At 64.0% G+C, this 22453-nt stretch carries 18 protein-coding genes; 9 read left to right on the plus strand and 9 right to left on the minus strand.

The genetic code is table 11. The annotated features are described in order from the left end of the window. Positions 1-72 precede the first annotated feature (72 nt). From ACUYV6_RS11495 to ACUYV6_RS11505, 3 genes are all read left to right on the plus strand, one after another. On the plus strand, positions 73-570 hold the full coding sequence (locus ACUYV6_RS11495; protein WP_449278817.1) for a MarR family winged helix-turn-helix transcriptional regulator: 498 nt from the start codon (positions 73-75) through the stop codon (positions 568-570). Positions 571-637: 67 nt separating this feature from the next. Continuing rightward, the gene (locus ACUYV6_RS11500) at positions 638-1333 is read left to right on the plus strand and encodes a CE1759 family FMN reductase (RefSeq protein WP_449278818.1); all 696 of its coding nucleotides are present in this window, start codon (positions 638-640) and stop codon (positions 1331-1333) included. Next, positions 1330-2460 carry an FAD-dependent oxidoreductase gene (locus ACUYV6_RS11505; protein ID WP_449278819.1) on the plus strand — a complete coding sequence of 377 codons (1131 nt, stop codon included), beginning with the start codon at positions 1330-1332 and terminating at the stop codon, positions 2458-2460. The genes ACUYV6_RS11500 and ACUYV6_RS11505 overlap by 4 nt, the downstream gene beginning before the upstream one ends. Here the strand turns inward: ACUYV6_RS11505 and ACUYV6_RS11510 are convergent. Then, the gene (locus ACUYV6_RS11510; RefSeq protein ID WP_449278820.1) at positions 2451-2903 is read right to left on the minus strand and encodes a MarR family winged helix-turn-helix transcriptional regulator; all 453 of its coding nucleotides are present in this window, start codon (positions 2901-2903) and stop codon (positions 2451-2453) included. The genes ACUYV6_RS11505 and ACUYV6_RS11510 overlap by 10 nt on opposite strands. 52 nt (positions 2904-2955) lie before the next feature. On the opposite strand from ACUYV6_RS11510, the gene ACUYV6_RS11515 reads away from it, so the two are divergent. After that, the gene (locus tag ACUYV6_RS11515) at positions 2956-3258 is read left to right on the plus strand and encodes a hypothetical protein (RefSeq protein WP_449278821.1); all 303 of its coding nucleotides are present in this window, start codon (positions 2956-2958) and stop codon (positions 3256-3258) included. Positions 3259-3298: 40 nt separating this feature from the next. Here the strand turns inward: ACUYV6_RS11515 and ACUYV6_RS11520 are convergent, their stop codons facing one another. The 4 genes from ACUYV6_RS11520 to ACUYV6_RS11535 all read right to left on the minus strand — a co-directional run bounded on the left by ACUYV6_RS11520 (position 3299) and on the right by ACUYV6_RS11535 (position 6957). Beyond that, positions 3299-4399 (minus strand): mandelate racemase/muconate lactonizing enzyme family protein, encoded by a 1101-nt coding sequence (locus tag ACUYV6_RS11520; RefSeq protein WP_449278822.1) that lies wholly within the window; start codon positions 4397-4399, stop codon positions 3299-3301. 278 nt (positions 4400-4677) lie between these two features. Continuing rightward, positions 4678-5538: a substrate-binding periplasmic protein gene (locus ACUYV6_RS11525; RefSeq protein ID WP_449278823.1), complete on the minus strand. Its 861-nt coding sequence runs from the start codon at positions 5536-5538 to the stop codon at positions 4678-4680. A gap of 202 nt (positions 5539-5740) precedes the next feature. After that, positions 5741-6361, minus strand: a complete 621-nt coding sequence (locus ACUYV6_RS11530; RefSeq protein ID WP_449278824.1) for a class I SAM-dependent methyltransferase — start codon at positions 6359-6361, stop codon at positions 5741-5743. 11 nt (positions 6362-6372) lie between these two features. Next, positions 6373-6957: a helix-turn-helix domain-containing protein gene (locus ACUYV6_RS11535; RefSeq protein WP_449278825.1), complete on the minus strand. Its 585-nt coding sequence runs from the start codon at positions 6955-6957 to the stop codon at positions 6373-6375. A gap of 48 nt (positions 6958-7005) precedes the next feature. On the opposite strand from ACUYV6_RS11535, the gene ACUYV6_RS11540 reads away from it, so the two are divergent. The 3 genes from ACUYV6_RS11540 to ACUYV6_RS11550 all read left to right on the plus strand — a co-directional run bounded on the left by ACUYV6_RS11540 (position 7006) and on the right by ACUYV6_RS11550 (position 12492). Further along, positions 7006-7965 carry an NAD(P)/FAD-dependent oxidoreductase gene (locus ACUYV6_RS11540; protein ID WP_449278826.1) on the plus strand — a complete coding sequence of 320 codons (960 nt, stop codon included), beginning with the start codon at positions 7006-7008 and terminating at the stop codon, positions 7963-7965. Between the two features lie 188 nt (positions 7966-8153). Next, positions 8154-10847, plus strand: a complete 2694-nt coding sequence (locus ACUYV6_RS11545; protein ID WP_449278827.1) for a LuxR C-terminal-related transcriptional regulator — start codon at positions 8154-8156, stop codon at positions 10845-10847. A gap of 625 nt (positions 10848-11472) precedes the next feature. Continuing rightward, positions 11473-12492 carry a hypothetical protein gene (locus tag ACUYV6_RS11550; RefSeq protein WP_449278828.1) on the plus strand — a complete coding sequence of 340 codons (1020 nt, stop codon included), beginning with the start codon at positions 11473-11475 and terminating at the stop codon, positions 12490-12492. A 203-nt stretch (positions 12493-12695) separates the two neighbouring features. Here ACUYV6_RS11550 and ACUYV6_RS11555 read toward each other — a convergent pair whose 3' ends face one another. From ACUYV6_RS11555 to ACUYV6_RS11570, 4 genes are all read right to left on the minus strand, one after another. Next, a complete protein-coding gene (locus tag ACUYV6_RS11555) occupies positions 12696-15182 on the minus strand; it encodes a LuxR C-terminal-related transcriptional regulator (RefSeq protein ID WP_449278829.1) in 2487 nt (828 codons plus the stop codon). A gap of 338 nt (positions 15183-15520) precedes the next feature. Further along, positions 15521-18721: a hypothetical protein gene (locus ACUYV6_RS11560; protein ID WP_449278830.1), complete on the minus strand. Its 3201-nt coding sequence runs from the start codon at positions 18719-18721 to the stop codon at positions 15521-15523. A 285-nt stretch (positions 18722-19006) separates the two neighbouring features. Then, positions 19007-19696: a response regulator gene (locus tag ACUYV6_RS11565; protein ID WP_449278831.1), complete on the minus strand. Its 690-nt coding sequence runs from the start codon at positions 19694-19696 to the stop codon at positions 19007-19009. Then, positions 19693-20802 (minus strand): sensor histidine kinase, encoded by a 1110-nt coding sequence (locus ACUYV6_RS11570; RefSeq protein WP_449278832.1) that lies wholly within the window; start codon positions 20800-20802, stop codon positions 19693-19695. The genes ACUYV6_RS11565 and ACUYV6_RS11570 overlap by 4 nt, the downstream gene beginning before the upstream one ends. Positions 20803-20912: 110 nt before the next feature. Here ACUYV6_RS11570 and ACUYV6_RS11575 point away from each other — a divergent pair, with 110 nt between their 5' ends. After that, complete coding sequence (locus ACUYV6_RS11575) at positions 20913-21671, plus strand: ABC transporter ATP-binding protein (RefSeq protein WP_449278833.1); 759 nt, start codon at positions 20913-20915, stop codon at positions 21669-21671. Beyond that, positions 21668-22447: an ABC transporter permease gene (locus ACUYV6_RS11580; protein WP_449278834.1), complete on the plus strand. Its 780-nt coding sequence runs from the start codon at positions 21668-21670 to the stop codon at positions 22445-22447. Before ACUYV6_RS11575 ends, ACUYV6_RS11580 begins: the two co-directional genes overlap by 4 nt. Positions 22448-22453 lie beyond the last annotated feature (6 nt).

Below are 22453 nucleotides of genomic sequence, written 5' to 3' on the forward strand. Positions count from 1 at the left end.
AGCGGAATCCATTAGTTGATACATCAACTACTTCGAGTTATGATTGACACATCAACTACTTGAGGTGATTCGATGCCTGTCCCCGAGCGTGACACGAAGCGAGGTCTCCCCTCGCCAGAGGAGCTGCGCATCTGGCGCAGCTACATCGAGACCTCCGAACTGCTGCGTCGGGTCATGAGCGGACGCATGCAGCACGCGTCCGACATCTCCTGGGCCGACTACTCAGTGCTGCTCGCACTGAGCGAGGCGGAAGAGCGCACGATGCGCGCCTCGGAGCTCGCCGATGAGATCGGGTGGGATCGCAGCCGCCTGTCGCACCACCTCGGCCGCATGGAGAAGCGCGCGCTGATCCGCCGCGGCCGCTGCGCTGAAGACAGCCGCGGATCGCTCGTTTCACTCACCGATGCCGGGCTCCAACAGTTCCGACGCGGTTCGATCCCCCACCTACGCGATATCCGCGAGCTGTTCGTCGACTCACTCGCGCCAGAGCAACTCGCAGCGCTCGGTGAGGCAGTCGACGCGCTGCGGCTCCGCTTCGATGCGAGCCAGACAGCCGACACCTCGGAATGATTCCGTACTCGCTGCACGAACGGCGCGTACGCCACCAGACACCCACGATGACTCAGGAGCACCGATCATGACGGAGACCACGACCCGCACCAGCACCACTCCCGCACATATCGTCGCCATCAGCGGCGGAGTGAGCGAGCCTTCGACCACCCGTATGCTCGCTGACCGCACTGCCGGGGCGGCCGTGCAGCGACTGCGTGAGGCCGGCCGCGATGCCACGGTCTCCAGCATCGACCTCGCACCGCTCGCGACCGACATCGCTCGCACGCTCGTGTCGGGCATCCCCGCGGATTCCGTGAACGACGCGATCGCGACGCTCGCCGACGCCGATGGCATCATCCTGTCCTCCCCCGTCTACAAGGCAGGCGTCAGCGGGCTCGTGAAATCGTTCCTCGACATCCTCGACAACGACCTGATCGTGGCCAAGCCGGTGATCCTCGCCGCGACCGCGGGCAGCCCGCGCCACTCGATGGTCGCCGACGATCACCTCCGGCCCCTGTTCGCCTTCCTGCGCGCGATTCCCGTTCCGACTGCGCTGTTCGCCGCCCCCGAAGACTGGGGTGACCCGGCTATGACGAAGCGGATCGACCGCGCGGCCATCGAGTTCGCGCAGCTGGTGAGCGCGGGCGTCGCCACCCGCATCGCCGATGCCGCGTGGGGCGGATACAACCACACCTTCGACGGGCGCGCGGCCCGCGCCGAGCACAGCATCGATGACGTCGACTTCGATACCGACCTCATGCGGCTGGCCACCGGCGGATGACTGCAGCACCGGACAGCACCGCAACCGTCGTCGTCATCGGCGCCGGGCAGGCCGGGCTCTCGGCCGCATACCACCTGGCTCGCCGCGGCTTCGTGAGCGCACTTGACCAACCTGATGCTGCCCACACCTACGTGGTGCTCGACGCAAACCCCGCGCCTGGCGGGGCCTGGCAGCACCGCTGGGAATCGCTCCGCATGGCGACGGTCAACGGCATCTTCGACCTACCCGGCCTGCCCAAACCGACGATCGATCCCGAGACGCCGAGCCGCGACGCCGTTCCCGCTTACTTCACCGAGTTCGAGCAGCGGATGCAACTCCCCATCCTGCGCCCCGTCTCGGTGACATCGGTCAGCCGCATTGACGACGACCCCGCTGGCGAGCTGCTCATCGAGACCAGAGCTGCAGGGGCCAGCCGGCACGGCATCAGCACCGGGCACGCGAACACACGCTGGCTCGCCCGCACGATCATCAACGCGACGGGCACCTGGAACAACCCCCTGCTACCCGAGTATCCGGGGCACGAGAGCTTCACTGGTCGCCAGCTGCACACCCGCGACTACGTCTCCGCTGAAGAGTTCGCCGGGCAGCGAGTCGCCGTGGTCGGGGGCGGGATCTCCGCCGTACAACTGCTCGAAGAGATCTCGCGCTCCGCGACAACATTCTGGTACACCCGGCGCGAGCCGGTGTTTCGCGACGGCGACTTCCGCCCCGAGATCGAAGGCCGCTCGGTGATCGAGCGCGTGACCGCCGATGCCGAGGCGGGGAGGCCCGCACGCAGCGTCGTCTCGTACACGGGTCTGCTCTGGAGCTCGTATGCGCTCGCCGCCGCGGAGCGCGGAGCGCTGGAGCGCCGACCCATGTTCATGCGAATCGAGCCGGACGGCGTTCGCGAGCACGACGGCTCACTCACCCGGGTCGACGCGATCCTGTGGGCGACCGGCTTCCGCGCCGATCTGCGCCATCTCGACTCGTTGGGATTGAGAAACGAGCTCGGCGGCATCGAGGTTCGCGGCACGCAGGTGGTCGCCGATCCGCGCATCCACCTCATCGGCTACGGGGCCTCGCAGTCGACGGTCGGCGCCAATCGCGCCGGACGCGACGCCGTTCGCGCGATCACTCACTCGTGAGTGGAACGCTCGACCGCCTCGATCACCACCGCGAGTTCATCGCGCAGCGCCATCAGGCGCTCGACCGGGAGCCCGAGCCGTTCGATGACTGCCGGCGGCACTGAGAGCGCCTGCTCGCGCAGAGCCCGCCCGTCCTCCGTCGGTACGAGCTGGAAGGTACGCTCATCACCATCAACGGGCCGGCGCTCGACAAGCCCCGACTGCTCAAGTCGTTTCACGATTGGCGAGAGCGTCGCCGGGTCGAGGCGCAACATCTCCGCTATCTCTCCGAAGCGGAGCGGCCCGTCGCTCCACAGGGCGAGCATGACGAGATACTGGGGGTGCGTCAGGCCGAGCGGTTCGAGAATCGGACGGTAGATTCCGATGACGCTTCTGCTTGCCACGGCCAGGGCAAAACAGACCTGGCGATCGAGTTCGAGTGCGTCCTCTGGAAGTGGTTCCACTCACCCATCCTAACTCGTTCGCCCCCTAACGAGATATGCTAGTATTTCGTTTGTGGGCAAACGAACTCCGCGACGCCGACTCTGGCACGAGACTCCGTATGACGGCGTGCCCGGGTTCTACGCCGCCATGCAGCGCTTCTTCTACCAATTCGAGGGAACCGCACAGTTAGGCGACCCGAACGAGCCGGCCTACGTGCCGCCCGCAGATCCGAAATGTCCGATCTGCGCCGCATCAATGAGCGATCACCGCATTGAACGCGGAGGCCCCGGCAAGCCGACGCACATGAAATGCCCGCCGGCCGCCGCAGCGGAGCCCGAACTGAAGGGCGCCGACCCTGCGCCCCTACCGGAATGACCGAACCCCTTACGGTGAGCTTGAGTGCAGGACCAATGGACTACTCGAACACTGCGACAAGGTCGAGCTTGCTCTCGTCGATATCGATGCCCAGACCAGGAGCAGTGATGGCAGAAGCCCGGCCGTTCTGAGAGCGCGGCTGGTAGCCGGCAACGTGTTCGTTGGTCCAGTCGTTAAAGCAGGATACGTTGAACAATGAATCCGGGCGGGTGGTTGCTGCGAGATGATTCACTGCCGCTGAGGCGATGTCTCCTCCCCAGGTATCCTCCATCGAGACCTTCAAGCCGAGCGTCTGCGCAGCGTCGCGAATCTGCAGCGCCTTGCTGAAGCCGCCAACCCTCGACAGCTTGATGTTGATCGCAGAGATCCCGGCTTCGTATTTTGCACGGTACAAGTCCTCGAGGGTCACAATAGACTCGTCGAGGATCAGCTGTTGCGGCATGTGGCGAGAAACCAGAATGTTGTCTTCAAGCGACCGACAGGGCTGTTCGATGTAGATCGGCGCATCCCCGATGAGCTTCACTGCCTTGCGAGCGTCATGGATGCTCCACCCGGCGTTTGCGTCGGCGAAGATGATCACGTCTTCTGGGACCGCATCCAGTACGGCTCGCACTCGCTCTGCGTCACGCTCGGGCTCATTGCCGACCTTGATCTGGAAGCTGCGAATCCCCTCTTCCATCCGCGCTGCGACGAAGTCGACCATGACCTCCGGGGCGTCCAACGGAACGGCCCAGTAGAGGGGGAAGTCCTTGTTCTGGATTCCACCGGTCAGGGTAGCGATCGGCTGGTCCGTCGCTCGCCCCAGAAGGTCCCACAGTGCGATGTCGAACGGACTCTTGGACACCCGCTGTTCGAGAAGTACGCCATCCATGATTCGATGCGCGCCTCGAATGTCGAGCGCATCGGCGCCCACCAGAGCAGGGGCAAGCTCATTGATCGCGGCTCGCACCCCCTGCTCGAAAGCGGGCAGGTAAGTTCCTCCGGGAATCGAGACTTCGGCCCAACCGGTTACACCGGTGTCTGACTCAACTGCGACCACCCACGATAACTGCTTGGTGACCGTTCGCCCGCCCGACATCTTGTACGTCCCGTGACGAAATGTCAGGTCGTACGTGAAGAGTCTGATCTTCTGGATGCGCATGTGCCTCTACCCTCCTTTGGGTATCTATTCAGACCCGCCAACCGGCCCCGATTGGCTTCAGTGAATGTCTGAATGTATGACACTATAGTGACAAGAAGCAGGTCGATCTAGATGCATTCCAGGCTCGGCGGTGAGGTGAAGACAAGCCCCAAAATGCTCACCGCCGCACCGTAGCTCACTACCGGCAGGCCACATTTCATGGACACTGCCTGAGCGGCAGGTCGCCCCGGAGAGACGCAAGGCAAGAACCTCTCCGGGGCGAGTACGTGGAGACCTCGTTAGAGGTCGAACGGGTCGCCCGGTTCGGCAGCAGACGGCTCGAGGCCCCACTGCTCAAGCACTTCGGCGATCGTTCCGTCCTCCCTGAGTGTCTCGGTATCTTCGTCGATCGCGGCGCGCAGCTCAGGGTTGTCCTTGTTGCTCGGCCAGTTCACCTGCCCGAACTGATCGAACACCGGAGCATTCTCGTTCGGGGTGACCTCAACGAGCTGGACACCCTCAATTGGGTTCTCGTCCATACGGTTCGCCGCCGACGCGGTCGATGCGATCAGCACATCGATACGGCCAGCTTCGAGGTCGCCGTAGATCGATTCGTCATCCTGGTAGATGGAGAAGTCGTCACCGAGCCACTTCTGCAACTGATCGTTCCAGAGATTCCCGACGACAGAGCCGACCTTCTTGCCCTCGAGCTCATCGACGGTGGTGCCGTCGAGTGAGACAACGCTCCAGGCGTCGGAGACCACCGGCGTACCGAGCTCGACGATCTCGGCACGCTCCTTCGTGCGGTTCCACGACCCCGCGGCGAGATCGGCACGGCCGCTCTGCACATTCGGGATCGAGGCGCTCGCGCCGCCGGCAGCGTCGAGTACGAGTGTGAGGCACTCCATGTCCGCGATCTGTTGCAGCAGGTCACCCTCGACACCAGTGAGGGTATCCCCGTCGATGACAGTGAGAGGCGGGTACGCGTACGAGGCCACAGTGAGTTCGCCCGGATTCACGGTCTCGAACTCATGGGCCGGAGTGCAATCCTCGGAGGCCGTACTCTCTCCACCCGAGCAGGCGACGAGCGATACCGCGGCGAGAATCGTGACGCCCCCCAGAGCGAGCACCCGGGAGGTCTGAGCAGTGCGATTCAACATTTCGATAGGACCTTTCATCGTTGAAGAGGTAACAGCAGCCCGTCCTTGGACTGAAACCAGTCAAACAGCGGTTGGATGTGATCACAAGCGATTGACTGACAATCAGACAAATCGTTACATTTGGAGGTTGCGCAGGCTGAACAAACAACCCGTGGATGGGACACGGTCTTAGCCCCATCCAACATCCAGGGCACTGCGCCGGCTACGTCGCAACTCCCTCGGCAACGATCACCGCGTGCGGCCGTGCACCGGCATCAGTTCTCGTCTCCGAATGCAGCACCGTGAATCCCGCGGCCTCAACCCGTTCGGCGAAGCGATCGATCGGCCAGAAATAGGCTGTCGCCACCGCATGGTCGAATGCAACGAGCTCCGGACCGGTGAAGAAGCCGAGCACCAGCCCACCGCCCAGTCTCAGGCAGCGCACGAACTCCATGAGCGGGGCATCGATCTCTTCGGGCGCGACATGGATGAGGGAGTACCAACTGAGGATCCCGCCCAGACTCCCATCAGCCACCCGCAGATCTTCAGCGCGTCCGACACGGTACCTTGTCTCGGGATACGCGGCCCGAGCGCCCTCCACGAACTCGGGAACCGGATCCACACCCTCGATCTCGACCCCGCCTTCGCGCAGAAAGTTTGTCCATTGCCCCGGGCCGCAGCCGACGTCGATCACGGCCCCGTCAACCGACAGTGCCCACTCGAGCACCAGCTGACGATCGGGCTCGGCCGTGTCCGCAATCGTGCCGAGCAGCGCACGGTACTCCGCCGCGCGAGCACCGTAGGCGGCACGCACCTGCGCCGCGCTCATAGGTTCCCAGTGCATACGTTCTCATCTCATCCGTTCGGCCGAGAGCCGCGCCCCCGTGGAAGGTGCGCCTGCTCACCATCGTGATCGAAGATCGTGAGCAGCTCTGCCGGGCCCTCGTGAGCTTCGAGCACGTGCGGCGTCATCGTCGAGAACTCCACAGCCTGCCCGGGTCGCACCAGAATGGTTCTGCTGCCGAGCCGCAACCGCACGATGCCGCTGAGCACCGTGAACCACTCGTACCCGGGGTGCACCTTCGGATCCATCACCGTGGGCACCTCGGTGAGACGCATCTTGGCAATAGTCACCCCGCGCCGATCTCGCTCACGGGAAAGCAGCCAGATCGTGGCGCCATCGAACGTCTCGGGCTCGGGGCGAATCACGACATCCTCATCACCCTCGGGTTCGACGAGCTGGTCAAGCGAGGTGCCGAGTGCCTTGGCGATCGCGACGAGTTGCTCGAGTGCGAGCCTCTGCTGTCCGGTCTCAATACGACTGAGCGTCGAGGGCGAGAGGTAGCAGCGCGTCGCGAGGGCATCGAGCGTCCACCCACGGGCGATGCGCAATCCGCGAATGCGCTGCCTGACGATCGAATCCGTCTCTTCTTGCGTCATACGCAAGAGTGTATGCGTAGAATGGAAATTCGGGTTAGCGTACACAGCATGAACCCTCAGCACTCTTCCCCGCACTCGCCTGACATCGACGTCGTTGTGATCGGCGGTGGCCCCGCAGGGCTCGCCGCATCCGTCGCCCTCGCACGTTCCCGCCGAACCGTCGTAGTGATCGACGCCGGCAAACCGCGCAATGCCCCCGCCGAAGGCGCGCACAACGTTCTCGGCCAGGAGGGACTCTCACCGCTCGAACTGCTCCAACGCGGCCGCGCGGAGGCCGAGTCGTACGGCGTGCGGCTGCTGCCCGGTGAGGTCACACGCATCTCAGGAACGATCGACGACTTCGCGGTCGAGGTCGGGGCAGGCGCACATCGCATCCGCGCACGTCGCATCATCCTCGCAACGGGACTCATCGATGACCTGCCCGACATCCCAGGTGTACGTGACGGTTGGGGCCACTCGGTGCTGCACTGCCCGTTCTGTCACGGGTGGGAGGTGCGCGATCAACGCATCGCGATCCTCGCCCGTGACGAGGTAGCCATCCATCAAGCCATGCTCTTCAGTCAACTCAGCGAACACGTCACGGTCTTCCTGCACGACGCCGCCGAACCCGGGCGAGAAGCGCTCGATCAGCTCACCGCGCTCGACGTACCACTGATTCGCGGGAGAATCGACCGGCTCGTCGTGGAGGGAACACAGGTGCGCACCGTGCAACTCGAAGATGGGCAGACGTTTGCAACCGATGCGGCCGTCGTCGTACCCCGCTTCAACGCGAGAACCGAACTCTACGAGGCCCTCGGCGGTGCCGCCGAAACCACGCCATTCGGTCGGCAGATCCCTGCCGACCCGCGTGGCATGACCCCGGTGCCCGGAATCTGGGCCGCAGGGAACGCCGGAAACCCGATGGCGATGGTCGTGGCGTCAGCGGCGGCGGGAGTCAGCGCAGGCGCCGGAGTGCACGGCGACCTCTGTTTCGCGGACCTCGATCGCAACGTGCGGCAGTCGCGTTAGGCCCATCGCCGGGCGCTTGAACCGAGCAGAGGCCGGCGCTGCAGCCGTCCACGGTCCCCACTCGACAAGTGAGGTAAAATTCTCACAGTCGCTCCTCGGAGAGGACACTCCGACCTTCGGGCCGGCACTCTTCCCGGAAAGAGACGGGTCTCGATCCCTCTCGGAAGCGGTGATCGGGAGGGGGAGCAATGGGCAGAGAACCAGGACCCCGCTCTGACGCGCGACGACTCGAGACAGCATACGAGTCGAGCCCGGCGCTTCCCGGCCGCCTGCGTCGCGTGCTCGACGCGATCGTGGAACCCGGGCGTTCGGCCTTGCTGATCGGAGAACCCGGCACCGGCAAACGGCGACTCGCCGAAGAGACCGCCTGGGAGCTCGCGCAGCAACGTCCGGACGCTGTCGAGGTGACGGTGATGTCGCCCCCGTCAGATCCACTGCGCAGCGGGGTGGGCACGATCTTCAGTTTCTACTTCCCCGAGATCTTGCACCTGAACGAGAATGCAGACGTTGCGCACGCCGTGCCCGGGCCGTATGACCTCGCCCGTGAGCTTCTCGCCGCAATTGAGACGGCCGCGAATGGCAAGCATCCGGTGCTCGTGATCCCCGAAGTCGATCGCTTCCCACCGGTACCGGCATTCATGCTCGAGTACCTGGCGCGCTCGCGCCGAGTGACCATTCTCGCCACTGCAGGCCGCCTTGTCGGAGCGGCGGAGCGGCTGGCCCGTGACCCCGGAGTGCGGCAGATCGCGGTCGGGCCGCTCACCCTGGAGGAAACCTCCGAGTACCTCGTACGCATGCTGGGAGTGGAGCGCATCGCGCCCGATACGCTCCAGCGCTGGCACGCCGCGACAGCGGGCAATGCGTATTCGTTGGCGCTCCTCGCTTTGAGCAGCGAACGACAGAGCCTGCTGAAGCGCAACCGTGGCATGGCCTGGGTGCCTCTCGGCTCCGACCCAGTGCCTACCGAGTTCGCCGATTACCTGCATGAGAGCTGCTCCCCTGCCGAGATCGAAACACTCGAGATGGTCTCACTCGCCGAGCCCGTGTTCGAGCCCGAGCTGCTGCGCACGCTCGACGCAGTGGCTTTGGAAGCGCTGCTGGAGCGCGGGGTGCTCGTATCGAGGTCGCGATCGAGCGGGGAAGTCGCACTTGCGTTGTCGAACTCGCTCTATGCCGCCTCGATACGCGAACGGATGTCCCCTCTCAAGCGACTGCAGTGGTACGACAAGCTCTTCTGCGCGCTCGCGCCAGCTGCACACCCGCAGTGGAACGGTACGGCACCCGGCGTACCCATGCATCCGGAACGCGTGCTCCGACTCGTCGTGTTCGGGCTGGAGTGCGGCAGGTCGCTCCCCGCGTCGTGGCTGTGGCAGTCGCTGCAGTTCGCGGAGAAAGGCGTCGACCCGCGTTTGCTGCTTCGCATCGCACTCGTCGTTGCAGAGAGCGAGGATCCGGCACAGGCCGGCTTCGCCGCCCTGTGCGCGCTCGAAGTGTCGCACCTGATGGGTGACGCGCAGCAACACACGCAGGCCCGGGAACGTCTCACCGCGTTCGTATCTGACCCCACGCGAATGGCCGCGGCCGATCCGGCCCTGCGTGCGAGCATGCGCCTCGCAGAGATCATGCAGCGCCTCGGCACGGACGAGTTCGACGACCTGCTCAAGGAGTTCGATCAGCTCGAAGCGACGCTGCAAGTCCAAGCACGCACACATGTCGGGCACGATCCCGACAACCACCCCGAATCCGTGGCCCTCCAGTTGCTGCGCAGTTCGCGGATGCGCATCTTCGCCTACACGGGCAGGTTGGGCAGCGTGCTCGATTCCTGCCCCGGTGCTGAGCAGGCGCAGAACATCGAAGTCGAGTGGGCGAGAGTTTCGGCGCGCACCTGCGCAGCACTCGTTCTGCAGCAGCGTGGCCAACTCCGAGCTGCCCTACAGAGCGCGGAGACCGCACGACGACTGCTCGCGCTCAGTGACCGGCACCTCCTGCAGTCGCTCGACCTCCAAGGGTTCAGCGCCTTCCTCGCCTACTGGGTCAGTGGGAATCAGGAGGGGGCAAAGCACCTGCTCGCCGATATCGAACAGCACTCGTCCGTGCATATGCACCTGCTCGCCACATCCTCGGGCCTCATCAGCACGGGGCACGCGCTCGTCGCACTGGGCGATGGTCGCTGGCAAGATGCCGCCGGCATGTGCGATCGCCTGGTCGCGCAGCTGACACGCCATGACCCGCTCGGCATTCTGCCGCTCCTGCACGCGATCGATGCGCTGGCGCTCGCCGCACTCGGCCAGCGATCCGGCGCACTGGCCGCGATGCGCAGCGCAGAGAGCGACACGCCGGGGCTCGCACAGGCCCTCGGCGGATACGTGGGAGTGCTCGTGCTGCATGCCGCGCACTGGCTGCGGGATCCCAGCACCGAAGCACGTGCGTTGCGGCTTGCCGAGTGGGCGGAGCGCGAGGATCTCGCGTTGATCGAGCTGTTCGCGCTGCACACGGCGGCCGCGTGTTCGCATCGCGTGGCGGAACAGGTGCTGTTACGAGCACGCTACATCGCTGAACTCGTCGACCCTCCGCTCGGGAACGCGATCCTCGACCAGATCGCGCATATTGCGGAGCATGCGGCGATGGACGAAACAACGGTGCGTTACCTCGCTGACCTCGGAGTGTGGACCCCGCTTCCCGAGTCTGGTCAACTCTCGTCCAGAGAACGTGAGGTCGCACTGCTCGCCTCGCTCGGTTACTCGAATCGCGTCGTCGCCGATCGACTCTACCTCTCGGTGCGCACAGTGGAGACTCATTTGCGCCACGTCTACGACAAGATCGGCGTAACAGACCGTGACGAGCTGCGACGCTGGTTCGCTCGGGATCGCTTCCAGCACTGAACCAGGACCTCGATCGCCGTATTCACCATTCTCCGAAACACGACATTCGTCGAGATACGTGATTGGCACGGATGTGGCAATGCCTACCCGTGCATATCTTGAGCACCAGGCACCGCTCGACTCGACACACACGGTGTCGCACCGGGCCAATCGTCACAGGCAAGGGGGTCTCGGCGATGTGCAAGCAGCCGCTCGAACGATCACTGCTCGCCAAGATCTGGGGTCTGGATCCGCGGCGCAGCGGTAGTGGTGCCCGAACCGCCGCGTCCTTGAGAACGGTTGATTCATCATGCATACTCACCGAGCGCGCCGACACACAGATGTGCGGCGCCTGAATCGCGGTGGCAGATGGGGGATCGCCCTCGTCGTCGTCTTCGCGTTCGGACTCGCTCCGACGCTCCCCGCATCTGCGGAAGAACTCGCCGACGGAGCTGCGGTCGCGCAGGCTGCTGCTGAGGTCGAGCCCGCACCGGCTCCAGCGCCGGAAGCACCGCCCGAACCGGCGCCTCCCGCGCCACCACCTGTGCCGCCCGTGCCACCGCCGGCACCGGCTCCCGAACCAGTCGCTCCTCCACCTTCTGCACCAGAGCCGGTAGCTCCAGCTCCAGCTCCAGCTCCAGAAGCATTGCCCGCACCAGAAGCCGCACCCTCACAGCCGGCCCCGCAGCCGGATACCCAACAGGGTCAGGCGAGCGCGCGATCAGGCGAGGCCCCGCAGCAGACCCAGAGCGGCAACAACAACCCTCAGAACAAGATCTCCATCTGCCACGCCACGGGATCCAAGAAGAACCCGTACAACTCGATCACACTCAACGCGAACGGTGTGATCAACGGGCACGCCGGGGCCCATCACCAGAATGGCCGTGACATCATCCCGCCGTTCGACTACCGGGCACAGGGTCAGGCCAAGCATTTCCCGGGCCAGAACTGGGACGCAGCAGGTCAGGCCATCCACAGCAACGGCTGCAAGCAAACGCCGCCACCTGATCCGGACCCGGACCCCGTGCCCGGCATCGCGGTGACCGTCGGCGACTGCCCCGCCCCGGGAAGCGAGGTGCCGCGTACCGCTGAGGTCACGCTGACGTCCCTGGTCATCGGCAAGCAGTACGAGGTTCAGATCACCGGCCCCGAAGGCGAGATCGACAGCCGCAGCATCGTCCCAGACGATGATACGGCGGTCTTCATCGTCGAACTGCCCGGCCCCGGAACATACGTCGCCACCGTATCCGGACCGATGGGTGAAGGCTCCCCTGAGTTCCCCGCGCCAACCGCATACACAGCGACAACGGCCGGGCCGATCGTCGACACGATCAACGAGGTGAGCATCGAGTTCACTGCGGATGATTGTCCGCAGCCTCCGGACCCGCCGGAGCCGCCAGTCGATCCGCCAGTCGATCCGCCATCGGACCACCCAACTGAGCCACCGGCAGACACGCCGGTCTCGACGGTGCCGGGCGCTCAGGTGCCCGCACATCCGGTGACGAGTCCGCCCGCGGCACCGGCAGCAGCGCAGCCGGCACTGGTGGAGACCGGGGTCACCGGAGCTCACGCATCGCTCGCACTGATGATCGCACTACTCGCTGCCAGCGGCGGAGCGATGATCCTCACGAGGCGACTGAGGGAGGTGCTCCGCCCGAAGAAGTAGCCTCTCAATAGCCGCGGAGCCTCGGTGCCTGCCTCTGCTCCCCACATGCAGGTTCTCACCGGGGCTTCGCTTCGCCCGCTCCTCGTGCCCCCGCCTGCCATCCAGAGGCTGCAGTGACCCCGAGCTGAACACCGACCGGGTCGAGCATCTCCTCACCCTCGCCAACTCACCCGGTGGGCTGCGCTGGGTGGATGAGCAGGAGATCAGCTCTCAATAAGCCCCCGCCGACTCGCTTCATGCACCGCGGCAGTCCGAGATCTCACGCCGAGCTTGCGGTAGATGCTGGTGACCTGCGACTTGACCGTATGGAGCGTGACGAACTCCTTCTCCGCGATGTCCTTGAGGCGCAGGGGGCTCTTGAGCAACTCGATCAACACTTGCTCTCGCGGGGTCAGCATGACCGGCGCGAGGAACTCGTCGAGCGGATTCGCAACATTCACGTTGGGTGGAAGCTCCACACCAGCTGCTGTCGCGATCTCGCTGAGCTCGCTGCGCGGAATCAACGACATGATGAGTCGAATCCCGTGACTACCGGTAATGGCCAGCGCACTCCTGAGGGCCTCTCCCGCCTGGTTGTCATCTCCTTGACGATGCGCGTGCACAGACAGCAAGAAGAAGGCCATAGCACGCCCCCTCCTCCAGATCTGGTTCTCGTCGATGAGATCACGCAGGTCGGCGACGACAGAGGCATCGGGGGCGAAGAGCGCGATGCGAGCTGCGGTCAGACGTTGCGCCGGATCGTTGCGGGTTCGCCCCGCGACGATCCGTTTCGCCTGCCCGAGCTCGCCGGCCGCGAGTGCGAGATCCGCGCGAGTGGCGTGAAGCATGTCAAGCAACTTCTTGCTGGCGGTGCGCTCGCCATGCACTCCAACCAGGCGGTTGAGCTCTTCGAGGCCGACGCGCGGGTCTCGGGCGATGTGAGTACGCGCGAGCACGATGAGGTAGTACGGCCATTCGCGCACCGAACCCAGCTCAGGTTCAAGCTCGGTGAGCGTAGCAAGGGCATCCTCAGGTTGACCGCTTTCGAGCTGCACGGCGGCCCGCGCCACTGTCAGCTTTGCGGCCCACTCAGGTGAGACCCTGCCCGACGTCGGGTCCGATGCCAGAAACCGTGCAGCTTCGACGACCTCTCCACGCATCGCGTGGATGAAGGCCTGTTGAACAGCTCGTTGGCTGCTCCGCTCGTCATCGAGATCAGAGCTCAGAAGCCTCAGCACGCGTTCAGACTCGTGAAGCTCACCGGAGAGGGCGAGCATCACCGCAGAATAGAGAAGCCCCCAGTATGCGGCGGACCAGACCCCGCTTCGAGAGGATGGACTCAGCCGCTCGGTGAGTTGCAACAGCGACCCGGTGCGGCCGGCCCCTTCCTCGAATCGGTTCGCCGCCCAGAGCAGCGCATGGATCGCGACCTCGCGATACACAGCATCCTCGGGGTCGTCCAGCGGCGGACGCTGCTGGAGATCCTCTAGCGCCTGGTCGACGAGGCGAAGCAGACCGATCGAGGGGAACGGAGCGTGCGCCGACTGCACCACCGCGGCGACAGTCGCAGCTTCATCGCTTGCGCCGAGCGTTGCCGCGAGCGGGGAATCGTCTGCGTGTGCCTCGAGCCGTAATGCCTGATCCGAGAGACGTGCGGCGAACAGCTGCCACATGTCTTCGTATCTGCCGTTCTCCGCGAGAATCGACAGCATCGCATCAGTGTCTCCGGTGACCTCATGCAGGTAGTCGGCCGCGAGCTCACGGATCTCCTGGCGACGCGATGCCGGCACATCTTGTCGCGCTCGGTAGTGCACGGCGGATCGTACGGCCGGATAGAAGTGGAAGAAGCCATCAGCATCAACCTCGCCGAGTGCGTCACTGGCGAGCACAGCCAACACTGCTGCAGGCTCAGATACGCCGGTGATCCTTCGAGCCAGTTCGGCATCGACTCGCGGTGCGAGGACCAATTCGAGTGAAGTGCTCTTGGCCTCACTGCTCAACAGAGCCGCAGCCCATGCATCGGTCGCCCGCTGAGCGAGTTCCTCTGATCGGGAGTATGGAACGGAAAGCAGGTGCCTGAGTAACAGCGGGTGTCCGCCGCTCGCTTCGAAGATGATCGGAAAGTCCGTGCCGTTTGGAACCGGTTCCTGTCGCGCAGCGCGCGCTGTCACCAGTTCGAGCGCCTCTGTTCGTGTGAACGCCAGGTCCTGGGCGGTGATGACTGCAGTGTGCACCTGCAATCGTAATGCTGACAGCGCAGTCGCATCGAGCGTCCGTGTGAGCGCCATCACTCGGCCGATATGCAACTCGCGCACGAGTCTGAACATGTCCTCGCGCAACTCGGCGTCGGCGTGATGCGCATCATCGATCACAAGCGTGAACTGCTGCCCATGACGATTCAATACCGCCGCAAGGTCATCCTGCGAAAGACTGGGGCGGGCTGTGAACTGCTCGACAGCGGTAGTGACCTCGCTCCAGAACCGTTCTGGCGTCGATCCTCGCTCCCCGAAGCTGACCCAGATGCACGGTTCATACGGTGCGCGTTCGCGCACCCAACCGGCGACGAGGTTCGTCTTCCCACCTCCGGCCGGAGCGTGCACAAAGATCAGACTGGCCTCGGCAACGGCATCGAGTCGTTCGACGAGTCGTTCGCGGCGAATATGCCCGGGCGCGAGTCTGGGTGCGGTGAAGGGTGGAGCGGGGTCACCCATTCATTGATCCTTTCACTCTGCAATTGTTCACATCTTGCCGGGTGCCGCTCCAACGACCAATGTCCCGCCGTCTCCCTGCTACTTCGCGGTGACGGATCGGGCCAGCTTGTGGACAAGAATACTCTGACGAACAGACGACCTCGATGAACTCTGCAGTGAAGCACCCCACATGCACTCACCGGTTCGACGACTTGCTCGGTCTCGCGTGGTAGCCGCACCCCCGCATTGATGGACGGGGCTTCAGCGGAGAACCATGCTGTGGTGCGTCTCGAGCACAGTAGTGAGGCGCCGACCCTCGAATGGATCGACGCCTCACGTACTCACTCAACTTTCGATAATTACTCGGTCGCGTCGCTCATGGCCGAGCCTCCGCGACGACGCAGCAGCATCGTCGCTCCGCCGGCGAGGAGGAGGAGCAGTGCACCCGCTGCGATCCAGTACGGTGAACCCGCACCGGTCACGGACAGGTCGGAGTCGTTGTCAGAATCCGGACCCTTGGTGGTCGATGAAGTACCATCATCGTCGCCCTTAGAACCTTCGTCGTCGCTCTTCGGCACGAACGAGTTCCATGAATCCTCGTCGTCGACCTCGATGCCGGTGAACTCCCCGACCGCAGTCACCTTCGCCGTGTTGGCGTGGGTGTCACCAGCGAGCATCGCGGGAAGCTGACCCGTGCACTGGAACTGCTCACCGATCGCGAACGGGCCGTCCCACTCAGTGCCGGTCGACTCGTCGGGGAAGACGCAGACGAGATTCTCGATCGCGCCCTTGCCGCTCACGAGCTCATCGCTCACCTTGACCTGGGTCAGCGCCTCGCGACCATCGTTCGAGACGGTGAAGTGAATGTCCACCAGCTCACCCGCCTCGAGCTGCTTGCCCGGTGCCTCATCGAAGTCGCCAGCGTAGCCATCGTTCAACAGCGCACCGGTCTCGTCGTACTCCGGCGCCTCGCCCTCGTCGTTCCACTTCTCGATATCGATGCTCGGATCACCCTTCGGCGTGATCGTCGTCTCGGAGCCTGCGATCGTGTTCACGATCACCTGCGAGGCATCGTTCGCCTGCACCGCGAAGTACACGACGATCCGTCCGTCATTCGGGTCGAGGTTCGTATCCGCACGCTGCTGCACGGTCACCACGCCATCGGCGTAACTCGCCACCACGTTGCCGTTCATGTCGACATCGTCTGAGCTGGCACCGTCGAGCGAGGGCACCCCGTTTTCGTCGAGGGTCACGAAGCCGCGGAAGTCCACCGCGTCTGGGAGCACGTCTTCACGGGTGAAGATCTTCACCGGAACATCCTGGCCGTAGTTGCCACGCGGAATCAGCTCGATCGAATAGACGAAGAGGTCGTTCACGAACTCGCCGCCCTCAATCGCCGCGTCGAGGTCGGCGACCCAGTCTTCGGAGACCTCATTGTAGATGCGCTTGCGCATCTCGGCCTCGTCACCGTAGGAGGTGGCTTCGGAGTTGATGTCGCTCCAGTAATCCCACTCGCTGCCCTCGCTCAAGAGCGAAGCACGGTTGTAGATCTCGAAGGTCTCTTTGCCCTCGAATGCCACGGTCGTGAACGCAACGTTGATCGTCAGCACCTGATCGGGATCAGCGTTACCCACGAGCTCCTTGCCCGCTTCGCTCAGCACGATCTCGACATTTCCGTCGTCGTTCAGACCGACCACGAAGTGCTCGCTCGACATCGCCTGGCCACCGTAGTCACCGGAAATCGGCGTCGACGCGAGGTCAGAGACGTCGAACACATCAGTGTCGAGTTCATCGATGATGCGGAAGTTCAATGCATCGATGTTCGGCTTGCTCGTGTCGATCCTGAAGGTGTAGGGCACCTGCGCGGTCTCGCCCGGATTGACCCGCACCTCGCCATTGTCGGCAGTCTTGTTGAACGCAGACGAGTCGTTCACGCCGCCGTCACGGTCGTCGGGCATGTCCACGACCGTCGCATCGTGGTCGTGCGTCGCGGGGTTGCTGCCACCGTAGTAGAAGCTCGCCGTGTTGTTCCATTCGTAGCCGGTGCCACCTTGGACCGTGGTATCGGTCTCGGTGAGACCGTCAATCGTGTCCAACTGCGCCTTCGCGTGGATCGTGATGTCAGTCGGGTTGGCGGGATCGTTCTTGCCCACGTTGATGAGCAGCGTGTTGTCGACGATGGCCCACTGACCGACGTAGTCATCGTGCGCAAACTCCACCGCAGTACCGGTGAAGCCGCTCGCCTCTGTCAGCGAAGTGATCGGGCCGTCACCGGTCACGGAGATGAAGTCATCTCCGGTTACCCAGGAAGCCTGCTCAATCAGCTCGTCGCTGATGACCACGTTCTGCTGCAGCGTGAAGTTCGGGTTGCGGCCGTCCCACGCAGAGAGGTCCGCCTTCAGCTCGTAGTTCATCTCTGCTGCGGGAACCAGGTTCCCGTCCTCGTCGGTGACGACGTCCTGCAGAGTCCAGTTGCCGGTCTTGTCGAAGAGCTCGCCGACCCCAACTCCCGGAATGCTGCCGCGCAACCTCACATCCGCGGTGCGTTCGTAGTCAGTGCCGAACGACGCCGTGTTCGTACGGAGGATCTGGTAGTTGCCGGGTCGGTCGTTGCGCGCCTCGTACTGCTCTCGCAGCAGATCCTCGAGCTCCCCAAGGGCAGCCTGGTCAGTGACCTTCACCTTGTAGGTGATGACGAGCTGCGACTGCTCGGGCACGTCCACTGAACCGGTGAAGCCGCTGCCATCGGTTGCGGTGGTCGGCGCGAATGCGAAGGGGTTGGTCTCACCATTTGCGGTGAGCGTCGCCGAGTACGAGTCGGGCACGATACTGAAGTAGTCGGGGAGCGTGTCCGTGATCGCATAGCCGGCACGAGCCTCGGCCGAGTCGAGGGTCAGCGTGTAAGTGAGCTCCTGACCGAGCAGATCATCGCTCAGACCAGTGAACTCGTAGTCGGGCGAGCCAGATGTCTGCACGAAGCCATCGAGATTGCTCGGGCTCACCGACTTGGCTGCACCGTCCTCGACCTCAACCGGGGGCTCTTCGACGTTCTCGATGACGATATCGACGCCGCCCTGATCGTCGTCGATGCGCCACGAAATGGGCGACTCGGTGTTGCCGTCGACCTCACCCGCGGTCAGATTAATCGCGAGAACGCCCTCGGTGACCCCGCTCGGGAGAGGGTCTTTGAATGTGATCGTGATGGTGCCGTCATCGTTCTGAACGATCGACTCAATAGCTTCGTTGTTGGGGAAGGAACCGGCGTCGATGTTTGCCGGGAGGGTGAGAACAATCTCCTTACCGGCGATGTCTTCAGCCGCGTCGTATTGGACGCGCAGCACGAGCGGATCGCCCTCGGGAACCACGTCGCCGTCTTGCAGCGCCGACCCGTTATGCAGCACGTCAATCGCAATGCCTGGGGTTGCGGCCTGTGCAGTCGTCGCCGTCGCTGCGGCGAAGCCGAGGCCCAGAACGAAGGCAGAGAGGAGAGCGATGACGCGCGAGGCGATTCTTGCTCTGTTCTGCCTTCCAGATGTCCAATTTCTCCAACGGATCCTCATGAGATCTCCCCAGTTCTCGAAGCATATTCAGTTCTGCACAGAGCGCAGGCTCAATGAGAGAGATGCGGGCTCGCATCCCCAAGCTGCGCCTTCACCGGATCCCATCTTGCCGTACCCGACGCGATGGTCGGCGCACGAGACATACGAGATCCGTTTTTGTGCCGGTTCTATCCAAGCGGAGAATCCAGGCACTCCCTCATCAGACGAGTATCTTTCACCCTCAATTTCACCCCTGCGGATGCCGTGATGCGTGCGTCACCGGATGTCGAGTCACCACCTCCGCAACTAACTGAGCAATCCCTCGTGCAGGGCGCGCAGCACCGCATTCGTTCGGTCGCGAGCACCGAGCTTCGCCAGCAGCGTCGAGACGTGGTTCTTGATGGTGCCCTCGGCCAGGAACAGTGCCTCAGCGATCTGTCGATTGCTGTATCCCTCAGCGAGGAGCCTCAATACCTCGGTCTCCCGTTCTGTAAGGGGTTGAACCGGCTGCGCCTGAGCAGCTCCCAGCGACGAACTCGACCTGATCGCGCGCAGGAGACGATCTGTGATGGATGGGGCCACGAGCGTACCGCCCGCCGCCAACGATCTGACGGCCTGTACGAGCTGCTCCAGTGTGACGTCTTTCAGCAGGTAGCCGCGGGCCCCGGCACGCAGGGCGTCGAGCACGAGCGTGTCGTCATCGAAAGTCGTCAGCACGAGTACCGGCACCTCAAGGCCCTGTCTACCGAGCTGTTCAAGCACCCAAAGCCCGTCATAACGCGGCATGCGGAGGTCGAGCAGCACCACATCTGGGCGAACTTCATCAATGAGCTCGAGGGCTCGCGCGCCGTCGTCGGCCTCCCCGACGACCTCGATTCCGGCAATGGTCAGAAGCGCACGAATGCCCTGCCTGACGAGAGCCTGATCGTCCACGATCACCACTCGCAGCAGCTCTTCTCCGGTCTGCGCGGCGGCCGCTTCACGTGATCCGGTCATGCGGTAGGAATCCTCGCTCTGATCATGAATCCGTGCGAACCATCAACCTCGACTTCACCACCGAGGGTATCGAAGCGTTCGATCATTCCACGCAGTCCGTTGCCGAGAGCGAGGCGTGCAGATCCCCGGCCGTCGTCTTGGGATTCGAGGCGCACAGAACCGTCCTCGTCCCTGCTGACCGCGATCCGAAGCCTTCGTGCCGCAGCGTGCCGCATCGTGTTCGTGGCAATCTCCTGCACCGCCCGCACGAGCACCTCCTGAGTCTCACCACCCACCTGCAAGTCGGGATCCACGCGCAATGAGACTGCAACGTCGGGTATGCCATCGACCACGATGCCCAGGGCAGTCGCAAGATCTCTGGGCGCGTCACGCATCTCACCCACGGTGGCGCGCAGGTCACCCAGCACACCGCGCGCCTCTGACGCCGCTTTCTCGACATGCATCCGCGCGGCCCCACCATCGCTGTGACGCGCAGCCTCAAGCTCGAGATTCAGCACCGTGAGCCGATGACCGAGAGAATCGTGCAGGTCGCGGGAGATCCGCAGGCGTTCAGCGGTCCGGGCGCTCTCCTCGAGCAACACCCCGGAGGCCTGCAGTTCGATGTTCGCCTCCGACAGTCTCATCCGCATCTGCTGTTCACGCAGGATCGCGATCGAAGACAGCACAGTGCCGATCTGCAGGAGCAGGTACAGGCCGGTGACGAGCACCACTTCCATCATCTCGTGCGTGCTGAGATACGACGATGTCGCCAGCACGACAGTGTTGCCCACGATGATGCCGACAGTCATGATTCGCGGCACAAGATAGACGCTCACCGCCGCAAGCACCACTACGACGATCGCGAGGAAGCCCGTGCTGCCGACGGTGGTCAGTAGCAGAGCCCAGGACGCCACCACTCCCACCCCGAAGACGAGGCTCGACCATGCACGTCCGAGGCCGCCCAACATGCTGATCGCGACCGCTACGAGCATCACGACGAAGAGACCCACCCATGCCGGGTAGTGGATGAAGGGGTCCACGAGACCGAACAGCACTGGGCTTGCGGCGCCGATGACCACTGCGAGCATGGCGATGCCCGCCCAGAGATCGGCCGTTACTCGTCGCACATCACCACGGTATGCCACCAATATGATGGTCGCCCGTGCCGAAAGTCATGTACGCACGCCGTGACGGACGGCAGGTGCGCGAGGCTCCACGACCCTCGTAACGTCGAAGCATGACACGAGTGCAGCGCGAACAGACACCGGCCATCGAGGTCACGAATCTCCGCAAGCGCTACAAGGGTCGATCAGTGGTCGACGGAGTGAGCTTGCGCGTCGACCGCGGGTCCATATTCGGGGTCCTCGGACCGAATGGCGCAGGCAAGACGACCACGGTCGAGATGATCGGCGGTCTGCGCAGACCAGATTCAGGCACACTCTCGGTGCTGGGTCTGCACCCGCGGCGCGATCGCGCCCGCCTGCGACAGGTGCTCGGCATGCAGCTGCAGAGCGCCCTGTTGCACGACACGCTCACGGCGCGCGAGCTCGTCGATCTCTACCGGAGCTTCTACCCACATCCTCGATCCGCCGAGGAGAGCCTCGGTCTCGTGGAGCTCTGGGACCGTCGGAACACGCGATTCCAAAAGCTCTCCGGCGGTCAGCAGCAGCGCCTGTCGATCGCGCTGGCTCTCGTCGGTCGACCCGAAGTGGTGATCCTCGACGAGATCACGACGGGGCTCGACCCTACGGCCCGCCGACGCATCTGGGCGACGGTGGAGCATCTGCGTGAGAACGGTACGACTATCGTCATGGTGAGCCACGCGATGGACGAGGTCGACCGGCTCTGCGATCAGGTCGCACTGCTGCAAGACGGCCGCGTGCTCGCCGAAGGCACGCCCGCAAGCCTCACCGAACTCGCAGGCGCAGACACCCTCGAAGAGGCCTTCGTCGCACTCACCGGCTTCGAATCTCATGAGGACGAGGCCGCAGCATGACCCCCACCGACCGCCCCATCCGAGTCCATCGTCCCGGCATTCGCGCGTGGGGCATGCTGATCCTTTCCGAGGCGAAGTCGCTCGTCCGCGATTACGCCAGCCTGCTCCTGCCGCTGGGACTCCCGCTGCTCGTACTGGTCACGAGCGCCGGGATCGCATCCGCGGAACCGATCGGCGACACCGGCTTCACCGCTTTCGAGTTCTTCGTGCTACCGATCGTGCTCACGATGGTGTTCGCCTATATCGGGCTGCTCAACATGCCCACGTACCTGTCTCACTACCGCAAGTCGGGCATCCTGCGGAGGCTCGGTGCGACACCGGCGTCGCCCATCATGGTCCTCGCGTCCCAGATCATTGTCAGCGCGCTGCTGTCGCTCGTGGGCATCGTGCTCGCGCTTGCAGCCGCCTTCCTGTTGTTCGACGCGGTGGCGCCCGCGAACGCGTTCGCCGTCGCGGGGGCCTGTGTGCTCGCCATGGTGACGATGTACAGCATCGGCATGGTCGTTGCCGCGCTCGCACCGACAACGAACTCGGCCATCGCATTCGGCATCATTCTCTTCCTCGCACTCGGCGCGCTCGGCGGTATGTTCGGCGGCCGCGGCGCATTGCCAGATGCACTGCAGCCCGTCAGCGACTCACTCCCGTTTGGTGCATCGGCCGACTTGCTTGCCGCGAGCTGGACGGGTCAGCCGGTGGATCCGATGACAGTCGTACCGCTTCTGTGCGTGATCGCCATCAGCTCGCTGGTCTCCCTGGTGTTCTTCCGCTGGGAGTGAGACGTC

Source organism: Leucobacter sp. GX24907, from assembly GCF_053567335.1.

Bases quoted from the DNA above. Each gene is read 5' to 3' on its own strand.
- ACUYV6_RS11505 (WP_449278819.1), top strand. From the start codon at position 1,330: ATGACTGCAGCACCGGACAGCACCGCAACCGTCGTCGTCATCGGCGCC.
- ACUYV6_RS11540 (WP_449278826.1), top strand. From the start codon at position 7,006: ATGAACCCTCAGCACTCTTCCCCGCACTCGCCTGACATCGACGTCGTT.
- ACUYV6_RS11560 (WP_449278830.1), bottom strand. From the start codon at position 18,721: ATGAGGATCCGTTGGAGAAATTGGACATCTGGAAGGCAGAACAGAGCA.
- ACUYV6_RS11555 (WP_449278829.1), bottom strand. From the start codon at position 15,182: ATGGGTGACCCCGCTCCACCCTTCACCGCACCCAGACTCGCGCCCGGG.
- ACUYV6_RS11500 (WP_449278818.1), top strand. From the start codon at position 638: ATGACGGAGACCACGACCCGCACCAGCACCACTCCCGCACATATCGTC.
- ACUYV6_RS11580 (WP_449278834.1), top strand. From the start codon at position 21,668: ATGACCCCCACCGACCGCCCCATCCGAGTCCATCGTCCCGGCATTCGC.
- ACUYV6_RS11535 (WP_449278825.1), bottom strand. From the start codon at position 6,957: ATGACGCAAGAAGAGACGGATTCGATCGTCAGGCAGCGCATTCGCGGA.
- ACUYV6_RS11575 (WP_449278833.1), top strand. From the start codon at position 20,913: ATGACACGAGTGCAGCGCGAACAGACACCGGCCATCGAGGTCACGAAT.
- ACUYV6_RS11565 (WP_449278831.1), bottom strand. From the start codon at position 19,696: ATGACCGGATCACGTGAAGCGGCCGCCGCGCAGACCGGAGAAGAGCTG.
- ACUYV6_RS11545 (WP_449278827.1), top strand. From the start codon at position 8,154: ATGGGCAGAGAACCAGGACCCCGCTCTGACGCGCGACGACTCGAGACA.
- ACUYV6_RS11525 (WP_449278823.1), bottom strand. From the start codon at position 5,538: ATGTTGAATCGCACTGCTCAGACCTCCCGGGTGCTCGCTCTGGGGGGC.
- ACUYV6_RS11520 (WP_449278822.1), bottom strand. From the start codon at position 4,399: ATGCGCATCCAGAAGATCAGACTCTTCACGTACGACCTGACATTTCGT.
- ACUYV6_RS11495 (WP_449278817.1), top strand. From the start codon at position 73: ATGCCTGTCCCCGAGCGTGACACGAAGCGAGGTCTCCCCTCGCCAGAG.
- ACUYV6_RS11530 (WP_449278824.1), bottom strand. From the start codon at position 6,361: ATGCACTGGGAACCTATGAGCGCGGCGCAGGTGCGTGCCGCCTACGGT.